The 22648-nt window shown below is 37.3% G+C and carries 22 protein-coding genes; 13 read left to right on the top strand and 9 right to left on the bottom strand.

Annotated features, from left to right (window positions below; translation table 11 throughout):
- The first annotated feature begins 70 nt into the window (after positions 1-70).
- Positions 71-763: a ComF family protein gene (locus FORMB_RS04565; protein WP_069676328.1), complete on the top strand. Its 693-nt coding sequence runs from the start codon at positions 71-73 to the stop codon at positions 761-763.
- A gap of 40 nt (positions 764-803) precedes the next feature.
- The gene (locus FORMB_RS04560; RefSeq protein ID WP_069676327.1) at positions 804-2405 is read left to right on the top strand and encodes an Ig-like domain-containing protein; all 1602 of its coding nucleotides are present in this window, start codon (positions 804-806) and stop codon (positions 2403-2405) included.
- On the opposite strand, the gene FORMB_RS04555 is transcribed toward FORMB_RS04560, so the two are convergent.
- The 3 genes from FORMB_RS04555 to FORMB_RS04545 are packed head-to-tail and all read right to left on the bottom strand — an operon-like array spanning position 2402 to position 5849.
- Positions 2402-3148 (bottom strand): succinate dehydrogenase/fumarate reductase iron-sulfur subunit, encoded by a 747-nt coding sequence (locus tag FORMB_RS04555; RefSeq protein ID WP_069676326.1) that lies wholly within the window; start codon positions 3146-3148, stop codon positions 2402-2404. The genes FORMB_RS04560 and FORMB_RS04555 overlap by 4 nt on opposite strands.
- Before the next feature lie 8 nt (positions 3149-3156).
- Positions 3157-5154: a fumarate reductase/succinate dehydrogenase flavoprotein subunit gene (locus FORMB_RS04550; protein ID WP_069676325.1), complete on the bottom strand. Its 1998-nt coding sequence runs from the start codon at positions 5152-5154 to the stop codon at positions 3157-3159.
- Between the two features lie 11 nt (positions 5155-5165).
- Positions 5166-5849, bottom strand: coding sequence for a succinate dehydrogenase cytochrome b subunit (locus FORMB_RS04545; protein WP_069676324.1), 684 nt, complete (start codon positions 5847-5849; stop codon positions 5166-5168).
- A gap of 268 nt (positions 5850-6117) precedes the next feature.
- Here FORMB_RS04545 and FORMB_RS04540 point away from each other — a divergent pair, with 268 nt between their 5' ends.
- The gene (locus FORMB_RS04540) at positions 6118-7413 is read left to right on the top strand and encodes an aminopeptidase P family protein (protein ID WP_069676323.1); all 1296 of its coding nucleotides are present in this window, start codon (positions 6118-6120) and stop codon (positions 7411-7413) included.
- Here the strand turns inward: FORMB_RS04540 and FORMB_RS04535 are convergent.
- Positions 7410-7907 (bottom strand): heavy-metal-associated domain-containing protein, encoded by a 498-nt coding sequence (locus tag FORMB_RS04535; protein WP_069676322.1) that lies wholly within the window; start codon positions 7905-7907, stop codon positions 7410-7412. The genes FORMB_RS04540 and FORMB_RS04535 overlap by 4 nt on opposite strands.
- A 94-nt stretch (positions 7908-8001) precedes the next feature.
- Between FORMB_RS04535 and FORMB_RS04530 the strand changes: the two genes are divergently transcribed.
- On the top strand, positions 8002-8892 hold the full coding sequence (locus FORMB_RS04530) for a DMT family transporter (RefSeq protein WP_069676321.1): 891 nt from the start codon (positions 8002-8004) through the stop codon (positions 8890-8892).
- Between the two features lie 33 nt (positions 8893-8925).
- Here the strand turns inward: FORMB_RS04530 and FORMB_RS04525 are convergent, their stop codons facing one another.
- Both FORMB_RS04525 and FORMB_RS04520 read right to left on the bottom strand, forming a co-directional pair.
- On the bottom strand, positions 8926-10992 hold the full coding sequence (locus tag FORMB_RS04525; protein WP_069676320.1) for a M16 family metallopeptidase: 2067 nt from the start codon (positions 10990-10992) through the stop codon (positions 8926-8928).
- 18 nt (positions 10993-11010) lie between these two features.
- A complete protein-coding gene (locus tag FORMB_RS04520) occupies positions 11011-12330 on the bottom strand; it encodes a M16 family metallopeptidase (protein WP_069676319.1) in 1320 nt (439 codons plus the stop codon).
- 231 nt (positions 12331-12561) lie between these two features.
- On the opposite strand from FORMB_RS04520, the gene rplU reads away from it, so the two are divergent.
- Positions 12562-13098 carry a 50S ribosomal protein L21 gene (rplU, locus tag FORMB_RS04515; protein ID WP_069676318.1) on the top strand — a complete coding sequence of 179 codons (537 nt, stop codon included), beginning with the start codon at positions 12562-12564 and terminating at the stop codon, positions 13096-13098.
- 29 nt (positions 13099-13127) lie between these two features.
- Positions 13128-13388, top strand: coding sequence for a 50S ribosomal protein L27 (rpmA, locus tag FORMB_RS04510; RefSeq protein WP_069676317.1), 261 nt, complete (start codon positions 13128-13130; stop codon positions 13386-13388).
- A gap of 59 nt (positions 13389-13447) precedes the next feature.
- Here the strand turns inward: rpmA and FORMB_RS04505 are convergent, their stop codons facing one another.
- Positions 13448-13963, bottom strand: coding sequence for a GNAT family N-acetyltransferase (locus tag FORMB_RS04505; protein WP_231925568.1), 516 nt, complete (start codon positions 13961-13963; stop codon positions 13448-13450).
- 78 nt (positions 13964-14041) lie between these two features.
- Positions 14042-15358 carry an adenosylhomocysteinase gene (gene ahcY / locus FORMB_RS04500; protein ID WP_069676316.1) on the bottom strand — a complete coding sequence of 439 codons (1317 nt, stop codon included), beginning with the start codon at positions 15356-15358 and terminating at the stop codon, positions 14042-14044.
- A 109-nt stretch (positions 15359-15467) separates the two neighbouring features.
- Here ahcY and FORMB_RS04495 point away from each other — a divergent pair, with 109 nt between their 5' ends.
- The 6 genes from FORMB_RS04495 (at position 15468) to FORMB_RS04470 (ending at position 21470) form a co-directional block, all read left to right on the top strand.
- Entirely contained in the window at positions 15468-16100 is a 633-nt protein-coding gene (locus tag FORMB_RS04495) for a 4'-phosphopantetheinyl transferase family protein (protein ID WP_069676315.1), read from the top strand.
- 12 nt (positions 16101-16112) lie between these two features.
- Complete coding sequence (locus FORMB_RS04490; RefSeq protein ID WP_069676314.1) at positions 16113-16373, top strand: thiamine-binding protein; 261 nt, start codon at positions 16113-16115, stop codon at positions 16371-16373.
- A complete protein-coding gene (pnuC, locus tag FORMB_RS04485; RefSeq protein ID WP_069676313.1) occupies positions 16357-16989 on the top strand; it encodes a nicotinamide riboside transporter PnuC in 633 nt (210 codons plus the stop codon). The genes FORMB_RS04490 and pnuC overlap by 17 nt, the downstream gene beginning before the upstream one ends.
- Entirely contained in the window at positions 16950-17519 is a 570-nt protein-coding gene (locus FORMB_RS04480; protein WP_069676312.1) for an AAA family ATPase, read from the top strand. Before pnuC ends, FORMB_RS04480 begins: the two co-directional genes overlap by 40 nt.
- Positions 17516-19066 (top strand): DUF4301 family protein, encoded by a 1551-nt coding sequence (locus tag FORMB_RS04475; protein WP_069676311.1) that lies wholly within the window; start codon positions 17516-17518, stop codon positions 19064-19066. The genes FORMB_RS04480 and FORMB_RS04475 overlap by 4 nt, the downstream gene beginning before the upstream one ends.
- A gap of 241 nt (positions 19067-19307) precedes the next feature.
- The gene (locus FORMB_RS04470; RefSeq protein ID WP_069676310.1) at positions 19308-21470 is read left to right on the top strand and encodes a TonB-dependent receptor; all 2163 of its coding nucleotides are present in this window, start codon (positions 19308-19310) and stop codon (positions 21468-21470) included.
- 48 nt (positions 21471-21518) lie between these two features.
- Here FORMB_RS04470 and FORMB_RS04465 read toward each other — a convergent pair whose 3' ends face one another.
- Positions 21519-21956 carry a hypothetical protein gene (locus FORMB_RS04465; protein ID WP_069677897.1) on the bottom strand — a complete coding sequence of 146 codons (438 nt, stop codon included), beginning with the start codon at positions 21954-21956 and terminating at the stop codon, positions 21519-21521.
- Positions 21957-22158: 202 nt separating this feature from the next.
- Between FORMB_RS04465 and greA the strand changes: the two genes are divergently transcribed.
- Positions 22159-22632, top strand: a complete 474-nt coding sequence (gene greA / locus FORMB_RS04460) for a transcription elongation factor GreA (RefSeq protein WP_069676309.1) — start codon at positions 22159-22161, stop codon at positions 22630-22632.
- The last annotated feature ends 16 nt before the right edge of the window (positions 22633-22648 follow it).

Here is a 22648-nt window from a genome sequence, read left to right as displayed (position 1 = left end):
AATTAAACTTAAAGTGAGGATGAAATATAAAATATTATTTTAATTTTATTCCCACCTAAATGTACTTTGTATGCTCTCAAGTCTCGTAAACCTATTTTTTCCGAAAACATGCCACGCTTGCGATGCGATTTTAATTGACAACGAACCGGATATTTGTGTGGAGTGTCGGCACGAGTTGCCGTTAACCAATTACCATTTTGAACGTCCTGAAACAGTGAAGAAAATCTTTTATGGTCGGATACACTTAGAAGCGGCAACGGCGCTTTTCTATTTTCATAAAAGCGGAAAGGCACAACAGCTATTGCATCATCTAAAATACAAAGGCAAAGAAGACATTGGGCGTATTTTTGGCAACTGGTTGGGTGCTGAATTACTTGATTCTCCGTATTTTAAATCCATTGATGTTGTAATTCCTGTGCCAATACATTCTAAAAAATTAAAACAAAGAGGGTATAATCAATCGGCTCTTTTTGGACAACAAATCGCCAAAGTGTTGAATGCTTCGTACGTTGATGATGTGCTTCTAAAATCGGTCAACACCAAAACCCAAGTGTTTCAGTCTCGAGAAGCGCGTTTCCAATCCGTGGTTCATAGTTTTTATGCCCGAAATATAAACACGATTGAACATAAACATATACTATTAGTGGATGATATCATCACAACAGGGGCAACGATTGAAGCTTGTGCATTGGTTCTAAATTCAGCAAACAAGAGTCGATTAAGCGTTGCAACCATTGCAATTACACATTCCATTTTTCGTTAGTACTAAAATATGTTGTTACTTTGCGTAAAATGCAGTATTAATGGGTAAGAAGTTAGCGAATTTAGGGTTTTTAGTGGTTGTAAGTTTTATTTTCACTCAGTGTGCCAACAAAGGGACTGCATCTGGTGGGCCAAAAGATGAAGAGCCACCAGTGATTATAAAATCGATTCCAGAGAATTTTTCTCTAAATTTTGACTCAAAAGAAATCATTATTTATTTTGATGAATACATCAAAATGAAAGATTTGCAAAAGCAACTGATCATTTCTCCATTCATGGATCCTGAACCAGAAATTACCCCGGTTGGAAGTGCTAGTAAGTATATTAAGATTAAAATACTGGATACGCTTCAAGCAAATACCACTTATGCGTTTAACTTTGGTGAAAGTATCGCCGATAACAATGAAGGGAATTTATTTCCATATTATAAATACGTGTTTTCTACGGGGAGTTATATTGATTCGCTTTCGGTTTCTGGGATCGTTACAGATGCTTTGAACAAAGAAGTGGACGATCGCATCGCCGTCTTATTATATGAAGTGGACTCCACTTTTACAGATTCTATTGTTTATAAACAGAAACCAAAATACATCACAAATACGGACAGTGTTTCTGGGTTTAGTTTAGAAAACATCAAAGAGGGCACCTATCTTTTAGCAGCACTCAAAGAAGAAAATCCTAATTATACCTACCAACCGAAATCAGATATAATAGGGTATAGAAAACAGTTTATAACGGTGCCGTCAGATACGGCTTATGTGTTAAAAATGTTTAAAGAATCCATCGATTATAAATTTAAAAGAGCCAGACAAGTGTCGTCCACTAAGCTTGCTTTTGGGTATGAAGGCGCTGGCGAAATAATGGACATTAAGTTGCTTTCTGACGTTCCTGAGGGCTATGCTTCAGTCGTCACCAAAGAGGCGGACAAAGACACGCTCAACTATTGGTTCCGTCCAAAATTGGAAGTGGATTCGTTGATTTTTGAAATGACACACAAACAAACTATTGATACAACGGTGGTGAAGATAAAGGATTTTAAATCGGATTCTTTGGTATTTAAGTCCATTAGTTCTTCGCTCAAATTAAAGGAGTCTTATAAGCTAAGTGCAACGATTCCCTTAGATTCTATGGATGCCACCAAAGTGCGTGTTAGGGATAAGGATTCTGTGTTTCAGAACCCCACAATGGCCTTGGACCCCTTTACAAATACGGTTGAATTCAATTTTGATAAAACAGAAGAAAACAGCTATGCGATAGAAATGCTTCCAGGGGCTTTTACCGATTTTTATGGGGCTCAAAATGATACTCTAAATTTTAAAGTGACGACTAAATTACAGTCAACTTATGGCGATGTTCGTATTGAAATTCGTAACGGAGTCTATCCTTTGATTGTACAGCTTACAGATGATAAAGGTGCGGTGGTCGAAACATCTCTATCGGAAGAAGCCTCGCCAGTAGATTTTAATGAGGTGACGCCAGGCATCTATTTTCTAAGAGTGATTTTTGATACCAATAAAAACGGAGTCTATGACTCCGGTGATTATTTAAAGAAAATCCAACCGGAACGTGTGAGCTATGCTCTAGAACCTGTTGAGGTTCGCGCAGGATGGGATACGATTGAAGAATTTATCTTAGAAGATTAAGACTTCAAACTTGCTTTGATCAATTCGCGATTCATACGTGCAATGTTTTCCAACGATATTCCTTTCGGACATTCTACTTCACAAGCCCCCGTATTGGTACAGTTTCCAAACCCTTCTAAATCCATTTGAGCTACCATGTTTTGAACACGGTCTGTGGCTTCAATTTGACCTTGTGGTAGTAATGCGTATTGTGATACTTTAGCCCCCACAAAAAGCATTGCGGATGAGTTTTTACACGTCGCGACACAAGCACCACAGCCTATACAAGTCGCAGCATCCATCGCCTCGTCTGCATCGTGTTTTGAAATTGGAATTGAATTTCCATCTTGTGTATTCCCAGAAGTATTGACTGAAATAAAACCACCAGAATGTTGAATTCTATCAAATGCTGAACGGTCCACAATTAAATCTTTTATGACTGGAAATGCATCTGCTCTAAAGGGCTCAATAAAAATGGTGTCCCCATCTTTAAATTTACGCATGTGCAATTGACAGGTGGTCACAAGTCGATCGGGTCCATGTGCTTCTCCATTAATATATAGGGAACAAGATCCGCAAATGCCTTCTCTACAATCGTGGTCAAATGCTACAGGCGAATCGCCATTGGTGATAAGTTGCATGTTTAAAACATCCAGCATTTCAAGAAATGACATGTCTGGAGAAATATCTTCAATAGGGTATTCTACAATTTTTCCTTCAGTAGTGGCGTTTTTTTGTCGCCATATTTGTAATGTTAAATTCATAGCAGTTCTTATTTGTATGAGCGTTCTTTAACTTCAATATTATCGTAAACTAATGCTTCTTTATGCAATTCTGCATCCTTAGGGGCTCCTTTGTATTCCCATGCAGATACAAACTGAAACTCTTTTTTTCGTTGTGCTTCTCCTTCTGGAGTTTGGTGTTCTTCTCTAAAGTGTCCTCCAGCAGATTCTTCACGTACCAAGGCATCTTTTGCGAACAATTCTCCTAATTCAAGGAAATCTGCCACTCGACCTGCTTTTGCTAATTCTTCATTAAATTCATCAGCAGAACCTGGGACTAGTACATCTTTATAAAACTCCTCACGAAGTGCAGCTATTTCTTCAATCGCTTCTTTTAACTCTTTTTCATTTCGAGCCATTCCACATTTGTTCCACATAATTTTACCAAGACGTTTGTGAAAATAATCCACAGGCTTGGTTCCTTTATTATTGATAAAGTGCTTAATTTCCGAAGTCACCTTAGCTTCTGCTTCTTCAAATTCTACAGTATCTGTTGGAATTGGTCCTGTTCTAATGTCTTTAGACAAATAGTTCCCAATAGTGTATGGCAATACAAAATAGCCATCTGCCAATCCTTGCATCAATGCCGAAGCTCCTAAACGGTTGGCACCATGATCAGAGAAATTAGCTTCTCCAATTGCATAAAGCCCTGGAATGGTTGTTTGTAAATTATAATCAACCCAAACGCCACCCATTGTGTAGTGTACGGCTGGATAAATCATCATCGGTGTTTCGTATGGATTTTCATCCACAATCTTCTCGTACATCTGGAATAAGTTGCCGTATTTACTTTTAACGACTTCTTTTCCTAAGGTTTGGATCAGTGAAGTATCGTCTTCATTCAATCCTTTAACGTGTGCTTTTTCTTTACCGTATCTGATAATGGCGGCAGCAAAGTCTAAAAAGACAGCTTCCCCTGTTTTATTCACGCCAAAACCTTCGTCACAACGTTCTTTAGCAGCTCGAGAAGCTACATCTCTAGGGACTAAGTTTCCGAATGCCGGATAGCGTCGTTCTAAGAAATAATCACGTTGATCTTCAGCAAGGTCTGTAGGTTTTAATTCACGATTTTGAATCGCTTTGGCATCCTCTAATTTTTTTGGTACCCATATACGTCCATCATTCCTTAAGGATTCAGACATCAGGGTTAATTTTGATTGGTGGTCTCCCGAAACCGGAATACAGGTTGGGTGAATTTGTGTGTAGCAAGGGTTTGCAAAATAAGCACCACGTTTGTGGGCTTTCCAAGCAGCGGTTGCATTACTTCCCATCGCATTTGTAGAAAGGTAAAATACGTTTCCGTAACCTCCAGTTCCTATCACGACTGCATGAGCGGAGTGGCGTTCAATTTCGCCAGTCACTAAGTTTCGAGTGATAATCCCACGGGCTTTTCCACCTACGATGACCACGTCTAACATTTCGTGACGGTTGTACATTTTTATTTTTCCACGCCCAATCTGTCGGTTCATTGCAGAGTAGGCTCCTAATAATAGTTGTTGACCTGTTTGCCCTTTGGCATAAAACGTTCTAGAAACTAAAACCCCTCCAAAAGAACGGTTGTCTAAAAGTCCTCCATAATCTCTTGCAAAAGGCACGCCTTGTGCAACACATTGGTCAATGATGTTGGTGGATACTTCTGCTAAACGGTGTACGTTTGCTTCACGTGAGCGGTAATCGCCCCCTTTAACCGTATCGTAAAATAAGCGGTATGTAGAATCGCCATCGCCTTGATAATTCTTAGCGGCGTTGATGCCTCCTTGTGCAGCGATAGAGTGCGCTCGACGTGGAGAATCTTGAAAACAAAACGCTTTCACGTTGTAGCCAAGTTCAGCAAGGGTCGCTGCAGCGGATCCACCAGCAAGTCCAGTTCCAACAATAATAACGTCGATGTGACGCTTGTTGGCAGGATTTACAAGGTCAATGTTATTTTTATGATTGGTCCATTTGTCTGCTAAAGGGCCATCTGGTATTTTTGAATCTAAAGCCATAATCCTATGTTTTAGTGTGTATTATTAAAAAAGTGGAAGAGTGCGATGACAATAAATCCTAGGGGGATCAGTATTGCGTATGCGTTTCCAAAACCTTTTAGTGATTTGGTATATTTATTATTTGCTCCAACCGATTGAAACGCAGAGTTGAATCCGTGTAGTAAATGCAATGCGAGAAAGATAAACCCAACGCAGTAAAGAACGACGCGCCAAAGGGGTACAAATTTATGCTGAAGTTCTTCAAAATAGCGATAGTCTGATCCATCAGCTAAAAGCCCTGAAGAGTCTCCAACAACGTATTTGATGTTTAGTTCTGGAATCCAGAAATCAATAAAATGGATCACAAGAAACACCAAGATAAATCCGCCGCTATAAATCATGTTTCTACTCATCCAAGTAGAATTTGCGTTGCCATTATTTTTGGCATAGCTCACAGATCGCGACATATAATTTTTATATTCTAACACAAAGCCCATTGCAAAATGAAATACAACTCCAAAAATAAGAATCGGCTGCATGACAAATTGAACCAAAGAATTTGTCCCCATAAAATGAGACACCTCATTAAAAGTGTCTGGATTGATGACAGATAGAATATTGATGGCAAAATGTTGTAAAATGAAAAACATGAGGAAAAATGCTGAGAGCGCCATGGCTATCTTTTTTCCGATTGAAGACTTTAAAAATCCACTCATAATTATATGCTATTTTTTAACCTTGCAAAGGTAATCCACGACAACGTTTTAGACAATAACATTCGTGTTAATTTTCTTATTTATAATTATTTTAAATTAACAGATTCCTTCTTAGGTATTTTAACATTTTAAATTTTACCTATTATTATAATTTTTTTTCTAAATTTGGACTAAATACATAAGATTGTGAACCATCCCTATCTAAAACTTGATATTCAGTAAAAATGACATCATAGATGTCGCAGTTGATCATTAAAAATAAACAAATATGAAATACCTACCGATTAGTTCTCAATTATTTACAAAAAATAGATTTAAATTTTTACAGCAGATGCAACCTAAATCGATTGCTGTGTTTAACTCTAATGATGTTTTTTCTACGGGTGCAGACAGCACACTTCCGTTTGAACAACACCGAAATATTTTTTACCTCAGTGGAGTGGATCAAGAAGAGAGTATTTTAGTTTTATTCCCAAGCTCAACTGAAGCCGCACACAGGGAGATTTTATTTTTAAAAGAAACCAATGACCACATTGCGGTGTGGGAAGGTGCCAAACTTAGTAAGTCTCAGGCAACCGCTACATCTGGAGTTCAAACGGTGTATTGGTTAAAAGAATTTGATTCGATTTTTCCAACATTGATGGCAGAAGCCAGCAGTTTTTATTTTAACAATAATAACCATTACCGTCAAGCGGTTGAAATGGAAACTCGAGACGATCGTTTTTTAAAAATGATCAAATCTACCTATCCGAATCACGAGATTGTGCCTAATTTTCCAATCATGGAATTGATTCGAGGCGTGAAAGAACCAGAAGAAATTGCATTGATGCAAACAGCGTGCGACATTACAGAAAAAGGGTTTAGAAGAGCGTTGGGCTTTATAAAGCCTGGTGTTATGGAGTACGAAATTGAGGCAGAATTTATGCATGAGTTTCTTAATAATCGCTCCAAAGGATTTGCTTACACGCCCATCATCGGATCGGGATACAACGCTTGTGTGTTGCATTATATAGAAAATAACCAAGCCTGTAAGGATGGAGATATGTTGCTTATGGACGTAGGCGCAGAATACGCGAACTACGCCAGTGACATGACGCGAACCATCCCAGTGAATGGTCGTTTTACAGCGCGTCAAAAAGCTGTTTATCAAGCGGTTTTAGATGTTAAAAACGAGGCGACTGCACTCCTTGTTCCAGGCACTATTTGGAAAGACTACCATGTGGAAGTTGGAAAAATGATGACCTCTGAGCTTTTGAATTTAGGGTTGATAGACAAAGCAGATGTTCAGAATGAGGATCCAAAATGGCCTGCTTATAAAAAATATTTCATGCATGGAACTTCGCACCACATGGGCTTAGATACCCACGATTTTGGTGCTTTAGAAACACCTATGACGGCAAATATGGTATTTACGGTAGAGCCAGGGATTTATATCCCTAACGAAAAAATGGGCGTCCGACTCGAAGACGATGTTGTCATTCAAGCTGAAGGCCCACCTTTAAATTTAATGCAAGATATTCCTATTGAAGTTGAAGAAATAGAAACCTTGATGCAGTCGCGTTAAGCTTTTTTAGCGCAGCATTCTTTTTTACACTCTTTAGCGCAGGCTTTTTTGTGTGCGTCCATTTTGTCTTTGCAGCACGCTTTTTTGCAGTCTTTCTTACAGGCCATTTTAGAGCCTGAAAATTCAGCTACGGTTTTCATGTTTTCTACTGAATAGGTGTCTGAAACAGAAGTCACTGTTTTAGTGATGCTCATTGGGTTGGCTTTGGCAACGTCGTACTCGACCATCGCCATTTCGTTTTTAAAATCTACGGTTGCAGATTTCACACCTTCCATGCTGGCAAGTTTTTTCTGAATGGTTTTAGCACAACCTATTTCGCAAGTCATTCCTTTAATACTAAATTCTGCTTTAGAATAGGTCGCATTAGGGTCGAGTTTTTTTGTTGATTCCTCACTCATTTCTACCGTTTTGATTTCCGATTTTGGCTCGTTCTTACAAGCTAAAAAGAAAACGAATAGAAATGTTGAGGTTAAGATAATTTTGAAATATTTCATAGTATTTTATTTAGGTGTTTAAACAAATGTAAAAATAATTCAGTGTTATTCTAATTTTATTACTCAATTTTGTAAAAAATTATCCGTCATCAAAATGAATCAAGAACAAAAAAAGTGGACGTATCTGTTTGTATTAGCGATCGTGTGGGGGAGTTCTTTTATTCTTATTAAGAAGGGTTTAGTCGCTCTAACGCCCTTGCAATTGGGGAGTTTACGAACGGTTATTTCGTCTCTTTTTATTTTTATGATTGGATATAAATCCGTCAAAACGATTCTCAACCATCAATGGAAGTGGATTATTCTATCTGGATTTATTGGCACTTTCCTACCGGCCTTTTTATTTGCATTTGCAGAAACGGAAGTGGATAGTGGAATTGTCTCTATTTTAAATGCCTTGGTACCATTGAATGCGACCTTAATAGGTTTGGCTGTTTTTAAGATTGCGTCCACTAAAATTCAAATGCTAGGCGTGATGCTTGGGTTTATTGGGGCCTCAATGCTCATCTTTAACAGCATGGAACTCAATCCCGATCAAAATTATTTGTACGCTGGTTTTGTTGTTTTGGCAACAGTTATGTATGGGTTTAATGTCAATATAATCAAACACTACCTTCAGGATGTGAAACCACTTGCCATAGCTACGGGGAATTTTATAGCGATATTCATTCCTGCTTTTTTGGTCTTAATTTTCTCAGATTTTTTCTCGTCTCAAACCTATGAGCATGAGGCAGTTTTTGTTTCGATAGGGTATGTGGCGATCTTAGCGGTATTTGGAACCGTGATGGCGAAAATTATTTTCAATAATCTCATACAGATTTCAAGTCCTGTGTTTGCATCTTCTGTGACTTATTTAATGCCACTAGTGGCACTCCTTTGGGGATTGGCCGATGGCGAGCTTTTTGGATTGGACCAAGGATTGGCCTCTTTACTTATATTGTGTGGCATCTATTTAGCCAATAAAAAAGCAAAAAAAAACCGAAGCTAATGCCTCGGTTCTTTTAGAATTTGTAAAGTTAGATTATTTAAAATCTTCTGCAGAGACGCCGTCATTAACGACAATCTCGCTTGCAGCCATCCCAATGACTTGAGGGCCTGCAGTTATTTTCTGTACGAATGGAAACAAGACACCATTCACTTCTCTGTAATCAGATAAATCTTGAACAGAGGTTATTGTTTGACCTTGTGCTTCTTGTGATTTTTCAGTTCTCACCAAAAGTCCAGTAGCAGCGTCATAATAACGATAAGCATCTTCTTCAACTTTTAGTTTGTAAACATCAACGCCGTCAATAGCAGATAAGCTAACCAAGGTTAATGTGCTTGCATCTAAATAAGTTTCTGGAAATAAGCCTTTTTCTTTTGCTTTTTCAGCAAGCTCGTCTTCAGACATTGGTTGTTTCATTCCTTGTTGTTCGGCATAGCCTTCAGTACCATCAAACTTTTGCTTCATAACCGTTCCCATTCCCTCAATAGACATTTCCATTGATGACATGTTAGGTGTCATAACTTTCGATACCGCGGTTGGTTTAAAGGGCATTCCTTCAATAGTAACATTAGCTGATGTCATTACAGAGCTTACTGCATTGACAGCTTCAAGACCTCCAATGGCGGTAATGTAAGAGTCAAGCACCGTTGCAGCAGTCACGCCTGCGGGGATTGGCTTTGTAAACTCAGGCTTTTCAACTGGGTTTGCAAAGGTGTCAAAGTAGTTGATTGGAATGCCTGTTTTTTCGAGATTTCCGATCACTTCACTTCCTTTACCAACGACGATGATGCGTGCATTGTCTGCTGTAAAATACAGGTTTGCAACACGGTTTACATCTTCAATAGAGACTGCGTTTATTTTCTCTAAATAAGTCGCATAGAAATCTTCTGGTAATTCATTAATTTTTGTATTGATTGCATATTGAGCAATCGTACTTGGTCTTTCAAGTGCTAATACAAAATCACCTACATACTTTGCTTTGGCATTTGATAAAGCATCCGCTTCTACAGGCTCCGCTTGAAAGCGTTTGATTTCTTTGATGGTTTGAACTACAGCACTGTCAGTCACTGCATTTCTTACGGCAGCTCCAGCTCTGAAACGAGAGATGTATTTGTCTGTTCCAACAGAAGAACGTGCACCATACGTATAGCCATGCTCTTCACGAAGGTTCATGTTTAAGTAACTATTAAACCCACCACCTAGTATTTTATTTGCAATAAGAACTGCATGGTAATCAGGATCACTCATTTTTAGCTTTACAGTGCTTGTCAAAGAAATATTGGACTGCACCGCATTTGGCATGTCAATAAAATTGATTTCTAAAGACTCAGGATTCGCATTTGGTTCTACAACAACCGTTGTTGCAGTCGCTGCTTTTTCCCATTTTTTGAAATACTTTTTTACAAGCTTAACAACGGCTTTTGTGTTGACATCTCCAATAATCACTAAATACGTATTGTTGGGTGTAAAGTATTTTTGATAATAAGCATTCACGTCTTCAAGAGTCACTGCTTCAACCGATTCTTCAGTGACAAACTCACCATAAGGGTGTTGTTTGCCGTAAGCCAATGCACCACCAGCACGTCCTGCAATTGCATCAACACTTTTAGCATCTGACTTGATCCCTTCAATAAGTTTTTCTTTTTCTTTTTGAAATTCTTCTTCAGTAAGTAGAGGATTCATAGCTGCATCTGCTAACAATTCCAACATACGATTGCTGTATTTTGTTAGTGAATTTGCAGAACCTCCGCTAAAACCAAAACTCAATCGCGCACCTAAAAAGTCAATTTCTTCATTAAAATCGTCTTTAGAGATCGTGGTAGTACCGTTTGCTAACATGGCTCCTAAAAGCGATGTAACACCAGCTTTTTCACCTTCTAATACAGGGTCTCTGTCAAAAGCTAAGTTAAAGGACACTCTTGGCAGTTTATGGTTTTCAACAACCAATACTTTGAGGCCGTTTTTTAATTCAAATTCTTGTGGCTTCTCTAGTGAAATTACTGGAGCAGGCCCTGGTTTTGGTTGCTGTGAGCGGTCAATCTGAGCATTCACTCCCAGAGACATGAAAAACACGGCAATTAATATGTATAATTTAGTTTTCATTTTTAGATCTTTTAGTTATTATTCCTTATCGGATTCTGGTAAGTATTCTAATATCAATCGTTGGTCTGCATTCAGATATTTGTTAGCAACCGCTTTGATTTCTTCACGTGTTATAGAACGGTAGATTTCAATTTCATTGTTGATTAAATTAACATCGCCATATAACATATAGTAACGTGCCAATGAATTTGCGATTCCTTCAAAACTTGAGTTTGAACTTACAAAGTTGTTTTCAAATTTATTTTGAATTTTCTGGTAGTCTCTTTCAGAAATAAGTTCGTTTTGTAGTTTTACAATTTCTTCATCCATTTCAGCAACAAGATCGTCCAATGAAACATCTCCTAAAGGCAATGCATATAGTATATAGGTTCCATAGTCTTCTTGACTAAAATCAAGAGCACCAACTTGTAGCGCCATTTTTTTATCATCCACCATCTTTTTATATAGCTTAGAAGTTTTTCCATCACTCAAATAGGTTGAGACCATACTTAACACATAAGCGTCTCTGTCTTTAAATGAAGGCGTTCTGTAGGCGGCCATCACTGCTGGAATTTGAATATTTGAGTCGTAAGCTTTCGCTCGCATAGGCTCAGTAATTGGATCTTCTTTTGGAAAATCTCTAACAATGTCTTCACCTCTTGGAATCGGTCCAAAATAATTTTCTATCATTACTTTAACCGCTGCAACATCAATGTCACCAGCAACTACTAAAACAGCATTGTTAGGCACATAGAATTTTTTATTAAATGCTTGAAACTCTTCTAGAGTTGCAGCATCTAAATGCGCCATTTTTCCAATCGTAGTTCCTTTATAAGGATGCTTTTTAAACATGTTAACTTTGATCATCTCAAGAAATTTTCCATAAGGGCTGTTGTCAACTCTTAATCTTTTTTCCTCTTTTACAACTTCGTTTTGAGTGTCAACACCATCTTGGTTAATAACAGGATGTAATAAACGTTCAGATTCCATCCACAGCCCTAGCTCTACATTGTTTGAAGGAAATACTTCATAGTAGTAAGTTCGGTCATCGGTAGTATTAGCGTTGTTGCTTCCTCCGTTAGAAGATACAATTGTAAACCATTCACCTTTAGGAATATTTTTAGTCCCTTCAAACAACAGGTGTTCAAAAAAGTGTGCAAATCCAGTACGTTCTGGATTTTCATCTTTTGCACCAACATGGTACATAACCGAAGTTGTTACAACAGGCGCTGTGTTGTCTTGATGTAAAATAACGTGCATACCGTTACTTAAATCGTACTCTTCAAATTTAACTTCTTGCGCTGAGATTGTTAAAGTCATCAAAAGCAAAGCAGCTAAAGAACATAAGCATTTTTTCATGATTTAATTTTTAATTTATAATTATTCAATAAGACGCAGGATGTCTTACTAAGTTACATTTTATGACATCAAATGTAACATTTTTTTTTAAAGTCAACCCTCAAACCAAGTAAATAAGAGGATAAGTTGAAAATTATTTGCAGATTAAGATAATAGAATTATATTTGCAGCCGCTATACTTTTTGGTGTAGTGAATTTAATTTAAACTAATTTAATAAAAAACGTTACGCTATGTACGCAATTGTAGAAATAGCAGGGCATCAATTCAAAGTTGAAAAAGACCAAAAAGTCTTTGTTAATCGTTTGCAAACAGAAGAAGGAAAACAAGTCACTTTTGACAATGTACTTCTTTTAGCAGATGGTAGCAAAGTGACTGTTGGCGCCCCAGCTATAGACGGCGCTCAAGTAGGAGCCAAAGTCTTAAAGCACCTTAAAGGTGATAAAGTGATCGTATTCAAAAAGAAACGACGTAAAGGATATAGAGTTAAGAATGGCCACCGCCAAGCTTTGACTGAAATTCAAATCGAAAGCATTGCTGCTTCAGGAGCTAAAAAAGCTGCACCAGCGAAAGCTGCTGCGCCAAAAGCGAAACCAGCGGTAAAGAAAGAAGTTTCTAAGCCAGCTGCAAAAGCTGCTGCTCCAAAAGCAGAAGCTGCTCAAGATTTATCTGCAATGACTGTTGCACAATTAAAAGAATTAGCAAAAGCTAAAGGAATTTCTGGAATTTCAGCAATGAAAAAATCAGATTTAATTTCAGCTTTAAGTTAGAATTTATAACATATTAAAATCGAAATAAAATGGCGCATAAAAAAGGAGTCGGAAGTTCGAAAAACGGTAGAGAATCAGAATCAAAACGTCTAGGCGTAAAGATCTTTGGTGGACAAGCAGCAATTGCTGGTAACATTATCGTAAGACAACGTGGTACTGCACACAATCCTGGTGAGAATGTGTATGCTGGAAAAGATCATACCCTTCATGCTAAAGTGGACGGTCTAGTGAAATTTGCAAAAAAGAGAAACAATAAGTCCTATGTGTCTATTGTTCCTTTTGAGGCATAATTTCAATTAACTTTTATAAAAAAGCTTCGCATTGCGAGGCTTTTTTTTATGTCAAAATTCTAGGAGATTAGTTTTTCATAAGCCAAACGCTTATCGTTGTTCTCTAAGTAAATCACTCCACAAAACACATAGCCTAATCTTTTGAGTAATGCTTGCATTCCAAGGTTGTCTTCGTGAGTATCAATTCGCATCGATTGAATGGAAGTCTGTTTTAAGGTCTGCTCACAGTGGTTAAAAATAAATTTTGCAACGCCAGTGCCTCTAAATTTTTCTCCAACTGCCATGCGGTGAATCACCCCGTATGTAGCATCGGATTCGGTAATCCAATGGCCTTCAATACTTTTGTAAGTTGGTTCGTTTTTGGTGGTAAACATCGCCGTAGCTAGGAGGTTAGAGTCTTCTAGCTTTACAACATAACTTTCGTTATTAAGTATGTCTTTTAAGATTGCTTGCTCGTTGGGATATCCATTTTGCCACTGCTCTATATCTTGCGCAGCCAAATACGCTTGCGCTTCCCCAATGAGTTGCATTATTAGAGAGATATATTCTTTTTTAGAGGGTAGAAATTTCATCATTTTTCTTTAATTATCAGATGAATTTTAATCAAAAAAAAAGCCAAAGCGAATGCTTTGGCTTTTGTATAAGTCTTATTATTAGTAGCGGTAATACTCTGGCTTATAAGGCCCTTGAACTTCTACGCCAATATAACTTGCTTGTTCCTCACGGAGTTCTGTAAGCTCCACACCAATTTTAGCAAGGTGCAGTTTGGCTACTTTTTCATCTAAATGTTTTGGTAACATATAAACTTCGTTTCCGTATGCGTCTCTATTTGTCCAGAGTTCGATTTGAGCTAATACTTGGTTTGTAAATGAGTTACTCATCACAAAACTAGGGTGTCCCGTAGCACATCCTAAATTCACCAAACGCCCTTCTGCCAATACAATAATATCATTGCCATCAATAGTATATTTGTCTACCTGTGCTTTGATTTCAACTTTACTGGCTCCATGTGTATCATTTAGCCAAGTCATGTCAATTTCATTGTCAAAGTGACCAATGTTACAAACAATTGTTTTGTCTTTCATTGCTTCAAAATGAATGCTCTGAACGATGTCTTTATTTCCAGTTGCCGTCACTACAATATCAGCAGTAGGCAATACTGTTTCCAGTTTCTTTACTTCAAACCCGTCCATTGCAGCTTGTAACGCACAAATAGGATCCACTTCTGTTACAGTTACGATACTTCCAGCACCTTGAAAAGAAGCAGCAGTTCCTTTACCTACATCACCATAACCACAAACAACAACTCTTTTTCCAGCAAGCATTAGGTCTGTTGCACGACGTACAGCATCTACTGCACTTTCTTTACAGCCATATTTATTGTCAAATTTACTTTTCGTTACCGAATCATTCACATTGATTGCAGGCATTGATAAAGTTCCGTTTTTCATACGCTCATACAAACGGTGTACGCCCGTAGTTGTTTCTTCACTTAAGCCATTGATGCCTTCCATTAGTTCTGGATAATGATCAAATACTAAGTTGGTTAAATCACCACCATCATCTAAAATCATATTTAAAGGTTGGCGATCTTCTCCGAAAAACAGTGTTTGTTCGATACACCAATCAAATTCTTCTTCACTAAGACCTTTCCATGCATATACAGGAATTCCAGCGGCTGCAATTGCTGCGGCTGCTTGATCTTGTGTTGAAAATATATTACATGAACTCCAAGTCACATCTGCTCCGAGTGCTACAAGCGTCTCAATAAGAACAGCCGTTTGAATGGTCATGTGTAAACACCCAGCGATTCTAGCACCTTTCAGCGGTTGGCTGTCTTTATACTCTTCTCGAAGGCTCATTAAGCCTGGCATTTCAGCTTCAGCGAGTTCAATTTCTTTGCGACCCCAGTCTGCAAGAGACATATCTTTTACTTTGAAAGGTGTGTAGGGAATTGTTTTTACGGTCATAAGGCAGTTTTTTAAATGCACTAGTTTGGTTTTAACCTATAAATTAGTGTATTTTCGTTTTTTAATTATTATACCTTGCAAAGATAACTATTAACTATTTAAAAATTAAATGCCACTTTATAAATCACTTGTTTTAAATTCACAAACTATTGTTAAAATCTGGAAGATCTCTGAATCCAAAGATTTTTTCACTGGGCAACTCGTGTTGAAAGCTGAAAGTTTAGAGCGCGTCAATGGGATGAAAAGTGAATTGCATCAACGTGGATTTTTAAGTGTTCGAATGTTACTTGCTGAATTTGGCTATGTAGATGAAGATTTGGTATATGATGCATTTGGGAAACCTCATTTGAAAGATGGAAAACACATTTCTATTACGCATTCTTATACATTTTCAGCGGTGGTGGTGAGTTCAAGACCAGTAGGGGTTGACATTGAAAAACAACGCGAAAAAATAATTAAAATTGCTTCGAAATTTATTGGCTATGAAGATTCTTACTTAACTGAAAAGGATCCTAAACTGATTCAAAAATTGACTTGGATCTGGTGTATAAAAGAATCGCTTTATAAATTATATGCAATCTCAGGAATGGTGTTTAAAAAACATTTTTTGGTTCTGCCTTTTGGAACAGAGGCTAACAGTACAACAGCTTGGGTTATTGAAGACAATCAGAGGTCTAAGTATAAAGCCATTTTCATGGAATTTGAAGGATTTGGATGTGCCATTGTAGGCCCTAATTTTTAATAGTATTTTTAAATGAACATTTCAGTAGAATTTACACTCATGCCACTACAAACGGATTTTGAGCCTCCAATTATAGACTTCATAAAAGCATTGCGTGACTCTGAGTTTAGAGTCCTCGAAAATCCATTAAGCACACAAATCTATGGAGAGTACGATGCCTTAATGTTATTTTTGACAGCAACGATCAAAACGTCCTTTAACGATATTGAAAACGTCGTTTTGAACATGAAAATTGTAAAAAGCGATCGCAGCGATTATGAGCCACATTTTTAATTTTTTATTTGAACAATACAGCGGCTATGCACTTACGGATATTGTGCTAGAAATAACCGCCGTCATCTTTGGGTTTGCCTCTGTTTGGTACTCCAAACAAAACAATATTCTGGTCTTTCCAACGGGATTGGTAAGCACCTCTATATTTGTGTATTTATTATTTAAATGGCAGCTTATCGGCGATATGATGATTAACGGCTATTATTTTATAATGAGTTTATATGGATGGTATATTTGGACCCGAAAAGTAGATTCCGAACACGTCACTCCAATATCTAGAATGACCAAAAGAGAACAGTTCACAGGGGTAATTATTTTTATATCGACCTTATTATTTGTGTTTGTGGTCTATCAGATTTTTGATATGTGGAAGGGCTGGGTTGCTTATGTAGATACACTCACAACAGCTTTATTTTTTGTAGGGATGTGGTTGATGGCAAAACGGAAAATAGAAAATTGGATTTTTTGGATTGTGGCAGATATAATATCAGTGCCCCTATATTTTTACAAAGGGTTTACATTTTCTAGTTTACAATATTTAGGTTTTACAATTATAGCTATATTTGGATTTTTAGCATGGAAAAAACACTTGAACAACAACATTCAAACTGCATAAAAGTAGTTTTATTTGGTCCAGAATCTACAGGAAAGACAACCTTATCTAAAGCGTTGGCAGAACATTACGGCACACATTGGGTTGCTGAATATGCGCGAGACTATCTTCAAAATAAATGGGACATTGAACAAAAAACCTGTGAGCGGTCTGATTTATTGCCAATTGCGATCGGTCAAATGCAATTAGAAAATGCGGCTGCAGCCAAAACAGACGAACTCTTATTTTGCGATACCAACCTGCTGGAAACAAAAGTATACTCTGAAGTTTACTATGATGGGTACTGTGATCCTGTAATTAAGGACTATGCTAAAAAAAATTGTTATAACTTGTACTTTTTATGTGACATTGATGTTCCTTGGGTGGCAGACGATTTGAGAGACAAGCCCTATGAACGAAAAAAAATGTTTTCAGCATTTGAAGCGGCTTTACAAAAACAGGAGCTCCCTTATGTGATTTTAAGCGGTTCTAAAACGAACCGATTGAAAAATGCGGTCAACCACATAAACCAACTTTTAATACCAACGATTTGAATTATACCCCTTCAGACATAGAGCATTTTGAAAGCTTAGGGCTTAGCTTGACAGATGTTGCCAAGCAATTAGAGCACTATAAGTCACCTCTAGGTTTTGTGAATTTAAAAGCCTCGGCAACTATAGGCAAAGGCATCATAAAACTTTCAGACTTAGAAATTAATGAGTTCATTGAATATTATGAAGAACAGAAAACCTGTCTTGCCGTAGTTAAATTTACACCAGCTTCTGGGGCAGCTTCGCGAATGTTTAAGATGTTGCATGAATTTTTGGCGGATTACGACCCTCAAAAAGAATCGATCAATTCTTATATAAATAAAAATAAAATCACTGAATTGTTTTTGTTTTTTGTAACCATCGAAAAACTTCCATTTCATGATGAAGCAGTTGCTAAAATGCGGGCAATGATCCCGGATTATGACTTGCTCACTTTAGATCAAAGACGCCTCTTGTTTGTGAAGACCATCTTAGAAGAAACGTATTTAAATTATTCAAACATCCCCAAAGGATTATTGCCTTTTCACAAGTACAAAAATCATATTTCAACCGCTTTTGAAGAACATTTATTCGAAGCGGCAAAATATGCTTCTGTAAATGGCAAAGCTGTATTGCATTTTACGATTACTAAAACGCATTTGAAACAATTCCAGACAAAATTAGCATCTATACAAGAACAGGTTGAAACCAAAACCAATACCACATTCAAAATCACGTTCTCAAATCAAGAACCGAATACAGATGTTTTGGCAGTAGATTTAAAAAACACCCCTTTTAGGTTAAAAAACAAACTACTGTTCAGACCGTCGGGACATGGTGCCTTAATAAAAAATTTAAATCAAATTAATGCCGATATTATTTTTATTAAAAATGTAGATAATGTTGTGGTTAACAACTATCTAGATGAAATAGTGCGCTATAAAAAAGCACTTGCGGGCATATTATTGAAGACGCAAAGTCAGGTATTTTCCTATGCAAAAGCCTTGGAGTCTAAAGGCATATCTAAAGTTGATATAGAAGAAATTGCAGGATTTTTAACCCAAAACCTAAATATTGTAATTAGCTCTCAATTCAGCAAATATGCAAATAAGCATAAAATCGAATATTTACAGTCCAAAATTAACCGCCCAATGCGGGTTTGTGGGATGGTAAAAAATGAAAGTGAACCTGGAGGTGGCCCTTTTTGGGTAAGGCATGACAATGGAGAAGTATCGTTGCAAATAGTAGAAGCGAGTCAAGTGGATATAAATCTAAAAAATCAGAAAGCTATTTTGACAAATGCCACGCACTTTAATCCTGTTGATATTATTTGTGGTGTCAAAAATTACAAAGGGGAAGCCTATGATTTAGAGCAATTTATAGATTCTAATACTTACTTTGTGACGACAAAAACAAAATACGGTCAAAAACTCAAAACCTTAGAGAGGCCCGGTTTATGGAATGGCAGCATGGCCGATTGGAATACAATTTTTGTGGAAGTTCCAATTATCACATTCAACCCTGTTAAAACAGTGAATGATCTTTTAAAGTTTACACATCAAGTAAAATAATTTTAAAAATTCTTTTCAATTTCAAAATCTAAACTATATTTGCACCGTTCTCAATAAAGGGGTGCCGATATCGGCTGAGATCATACCCATTGAACCTAGAACAGATAATGCTGTTTAGGGATGTGAGTTTCAATTAACTAATTAGTTTAATTGAAGTTTTGACGAAGCATTTGCTTCAAAAATTTTGTAATTAATTTGTAAAGAATAATGACCTCTTTTTATTCGATATTATTTTTATCGTATGAAAAAATCTGTCCTTTTAGTTGCACTGTCATTGGCAACATCCGTAATGACTGCACAACAAAATCAAGTAAAAAACGATTCCACCAAAACACAAACTTTAGAGGAGGTTTTGGTTCAATCTATTAGAGTAAAACCAAATGCACCAATTACGCATTCCAATGTGACCAAGGCCCAATTAGAGCCTCGAAACCTAGGTCAAGACCTCCCAGTTTTATTAAATTATTTGCCATCAGTCGTCACTACAAGCGATGCTGGCGCGGGTATTGGCTACACGGGAATTAGAGTTCGTGGCGTCAGTCCTTTGTCAACCAACATTACCATCAATGGGATTCCTTATACCGACGCGGAATCACTAGGAACGTTTTGGGTAAATTTACCAGATTTCTCATCCTCCGTAGAAAGCTTACAACTCCAAAGAGGCGTAGGGACATCCACTAATGGATCGGGTGCTTTTGGAGCGAGTATCAATATACTAACAGATGCTGTCTCAGAAAAATCGTCTGCTGAAATTTCAAATACTTTTGGAAGTTATAACACACGAAAGCATACCGTTAAATTCAGTACAGGCAAGATTAATGACGTTTTTGAAGTTGCAGGGCGTTTGTCACAGATTAAATCGGACGGCTATGTTGACAGAGCTTTTTCGGACCTTAAATCCTATTTTTTACAAGGAACCTACAATCAGAATGGGACACTCATTAAGGCCTTGGTTTTTGGAGGGCATGAAAAAACATACCAGTCTTGGTTTGGGTTGACAAAAGAAGAAATAGATCAGAACCGTCGACAAAATCCATATACCTATGACAATGAAATTGACAACTATAAGCAAGACCATTATCAGCTCCATTGGAATCAAAAAATCGATCAAAATTGGTCCACTAACTTAGGGCTGAATTACACATTTGGTCGTGGCTATTTTGAGCAGTTCAGGACGGACGATGAGGTGAGTACCTACGGCGGAATTGTTGAAGCTACGGGAGTTGACTCCTATGGAACGCCAGTCACTGACCTTATTAGAAGACGTTGGTTAGACAACGATTATTATGTGATGAATGCGACCGCAAACTATAGCGATACTAAATTAGACCTTACATTTGGAGGGTCTTATAGCACCTATGATGGCGATCATTTTGGAGAAGTGATTTGGGCAAAACAATTTGCTGAAAACGCTTCGCTTCGAGATCAATATTATTTTGGAAATGGAAAGAAAACAGATTTTAGTGCCTTTGCAAAAGCGACCTATACTTTGAATTCTAAAATAGATGTTTTTGGAGATTTACAATTCAGAAATGTAGGCTATAAGACATCGGGGCTTACTTCTGATTTGGTCAATATGTTGATTGATGAAACCTACCGTTTCTTTAACCCGAAGGTTGGGGTCACTTATCAATTAGCAGCGCACTCTAATGTATATGCATCGTATGCAAGAGCCAACAGAGAGCCAAGTCGAAGTGATTTTGAAAGCAACCCAGACGTCAAATCAGAACAGTTAAATGATTTTGAAATTGGATGGCGTTACAAAAAGGGAGCGCTGCTGTTAAATGTCAACTCCTATTACATGCAATACAACGAACAGCTGATCCTTACAGGCGCATTGGATGATGTGGGCTCGCCTGTCCGAACGAACAGTGGAGATAGCTATAGACTTGGTTTAGAAGTGGAGGCTGTTTATGCGTTTTCTGATAAACTTAGGGTGCAACCAAACATCACGTTGAGCTCTAATAAAAACAAACAAACCTTTTCTCAAGTGGATGGTGCTCTTAAAGACTTTGGAACCACAAACATTTCTTTTTCACCTGAAATTGTAGCCTCAAATATGTTTGTTTACAGTCCTGTGAAAAATCTAAGTTTAAACCTTTTAACCAAATTTGTTGGAGAACAATATATGGGGAATACAGATACTAAAGCTTCAAGACTTGAAAGCTATTTGGTAAATGATTTTAATATTTCTTATCGTTGGAATCCAAAATCAGTATTTAAATCTGTAGTTGTGTCAGCTTTAATAAATAACATTCTTAATGAAGAATATGTGTCCAATGGCTATTATTACACTTACGATGACGACTGGTCAGTTCCTGGTCAAGTAACCACGATTGAAGGAGCGGGCTATTACCCTCAAGCCACACGAAATTTCTTGGTAGGGCTTACTTTGAAGTTTTAAAAAATTAAACTAAAGAAGATAAATAGCGTACTTCGGTGCGCTATTTTTTTAGTTGGAAATATAAAGTGTATTGCCGTTTTTTTCTACAAAATAGGCTTTAAGCACACAACGCAAGGCTGTATTCTCTAAAGATTGCCCTGTAATTAGACTGTATTTATTGGCATCGCTACACCCACAAGTCCCCTTAAGTCCATTGATAGAAAGCACCGAACAATCGCTGAAAATATGGTTGGGGTCTGCGGCATCAAAGGCCACATAGCCCGTGCCTGTATTATTTACAATGATTCCGCCATTTCCTTCGTTAGGAACATACACAGGGTTGTTAGGAAACGTCAGTTGATTGTACTGCGAAAGGCTGAGGTTTAATGAAGCGGATACATTGAAATTGACTAAAAAATTACAATTTGCATCGGTATTATTATCTTTTGAACAGCACATGCAAAGAAAGAGCAACATAGCATACAGTTTCAATGTTTTAAGCTTCATTTTTTTAGATTGATATGACATTTGACGAAGTCTAAGATTCATGTAAATTAAGGGCTCAATTTACGACAAAAACCACAGTAAGATAAATATTTTGTATATTTGTAGTGCAATCTCGTGGAAACGAGATTTTTGCGTTTAGTTCTAAATAAAGATTAGACTATTCAAAAACCTAAATGAACGACTACTTTAAAAATTATCAGTTATGAGCAATGTATCTTACTACACGGCCGAAGGATTAAAAAGATTAAGAGACGAGTTAAAGCAACTCAAAGATGTGGAACGCATCAAAGCCTCAAGAGCGATTGCGGAAGCAAGAGATAAAGGCGATTTGAGTGAAAATGCAGAATACGATGCTGCCAAAGAAGCACAAGGCATGCTAGAAATGCGCATTGCAAAACTTGAAGACACCATGGCTGGCGCCCGTTTGATAGATGAATCTCAACTCGATGCTTCCAAAGCATTGGTGCTGTCTAAAGTGAAAATAAAAAATCAGTCTAACGGAATGGAATTAGACTACCTTCTTGTGGCGGACGGTGAAGCAGATTTGGCTGCAGGAAAAATCTCTGTAAATTCACCAATCGGAAAAGGATTGTTAGGAAAAAGCGTTGGAGATATTGCTGAAATACAGGTCCCTAATGGTATTTTGAAATTTGAAATCATGAATATTTCAAGATAAATTAATTCTTATAAGT

The organism is Formosa sp. Hel1_33_131 (genome assembly GCF_001735745.1).
Taxonomy (GTDB): Bacteria; Bacteroidota; Bacteroidia; order Flavobacteriales; family Flavobacteriaceae; genus Hel1-33-131.
The sequence above is the reverse complement of the archived record's forward strand: the minus strand, read 5'-3'. Positions and strand labels throughout refer to the sequence as shown.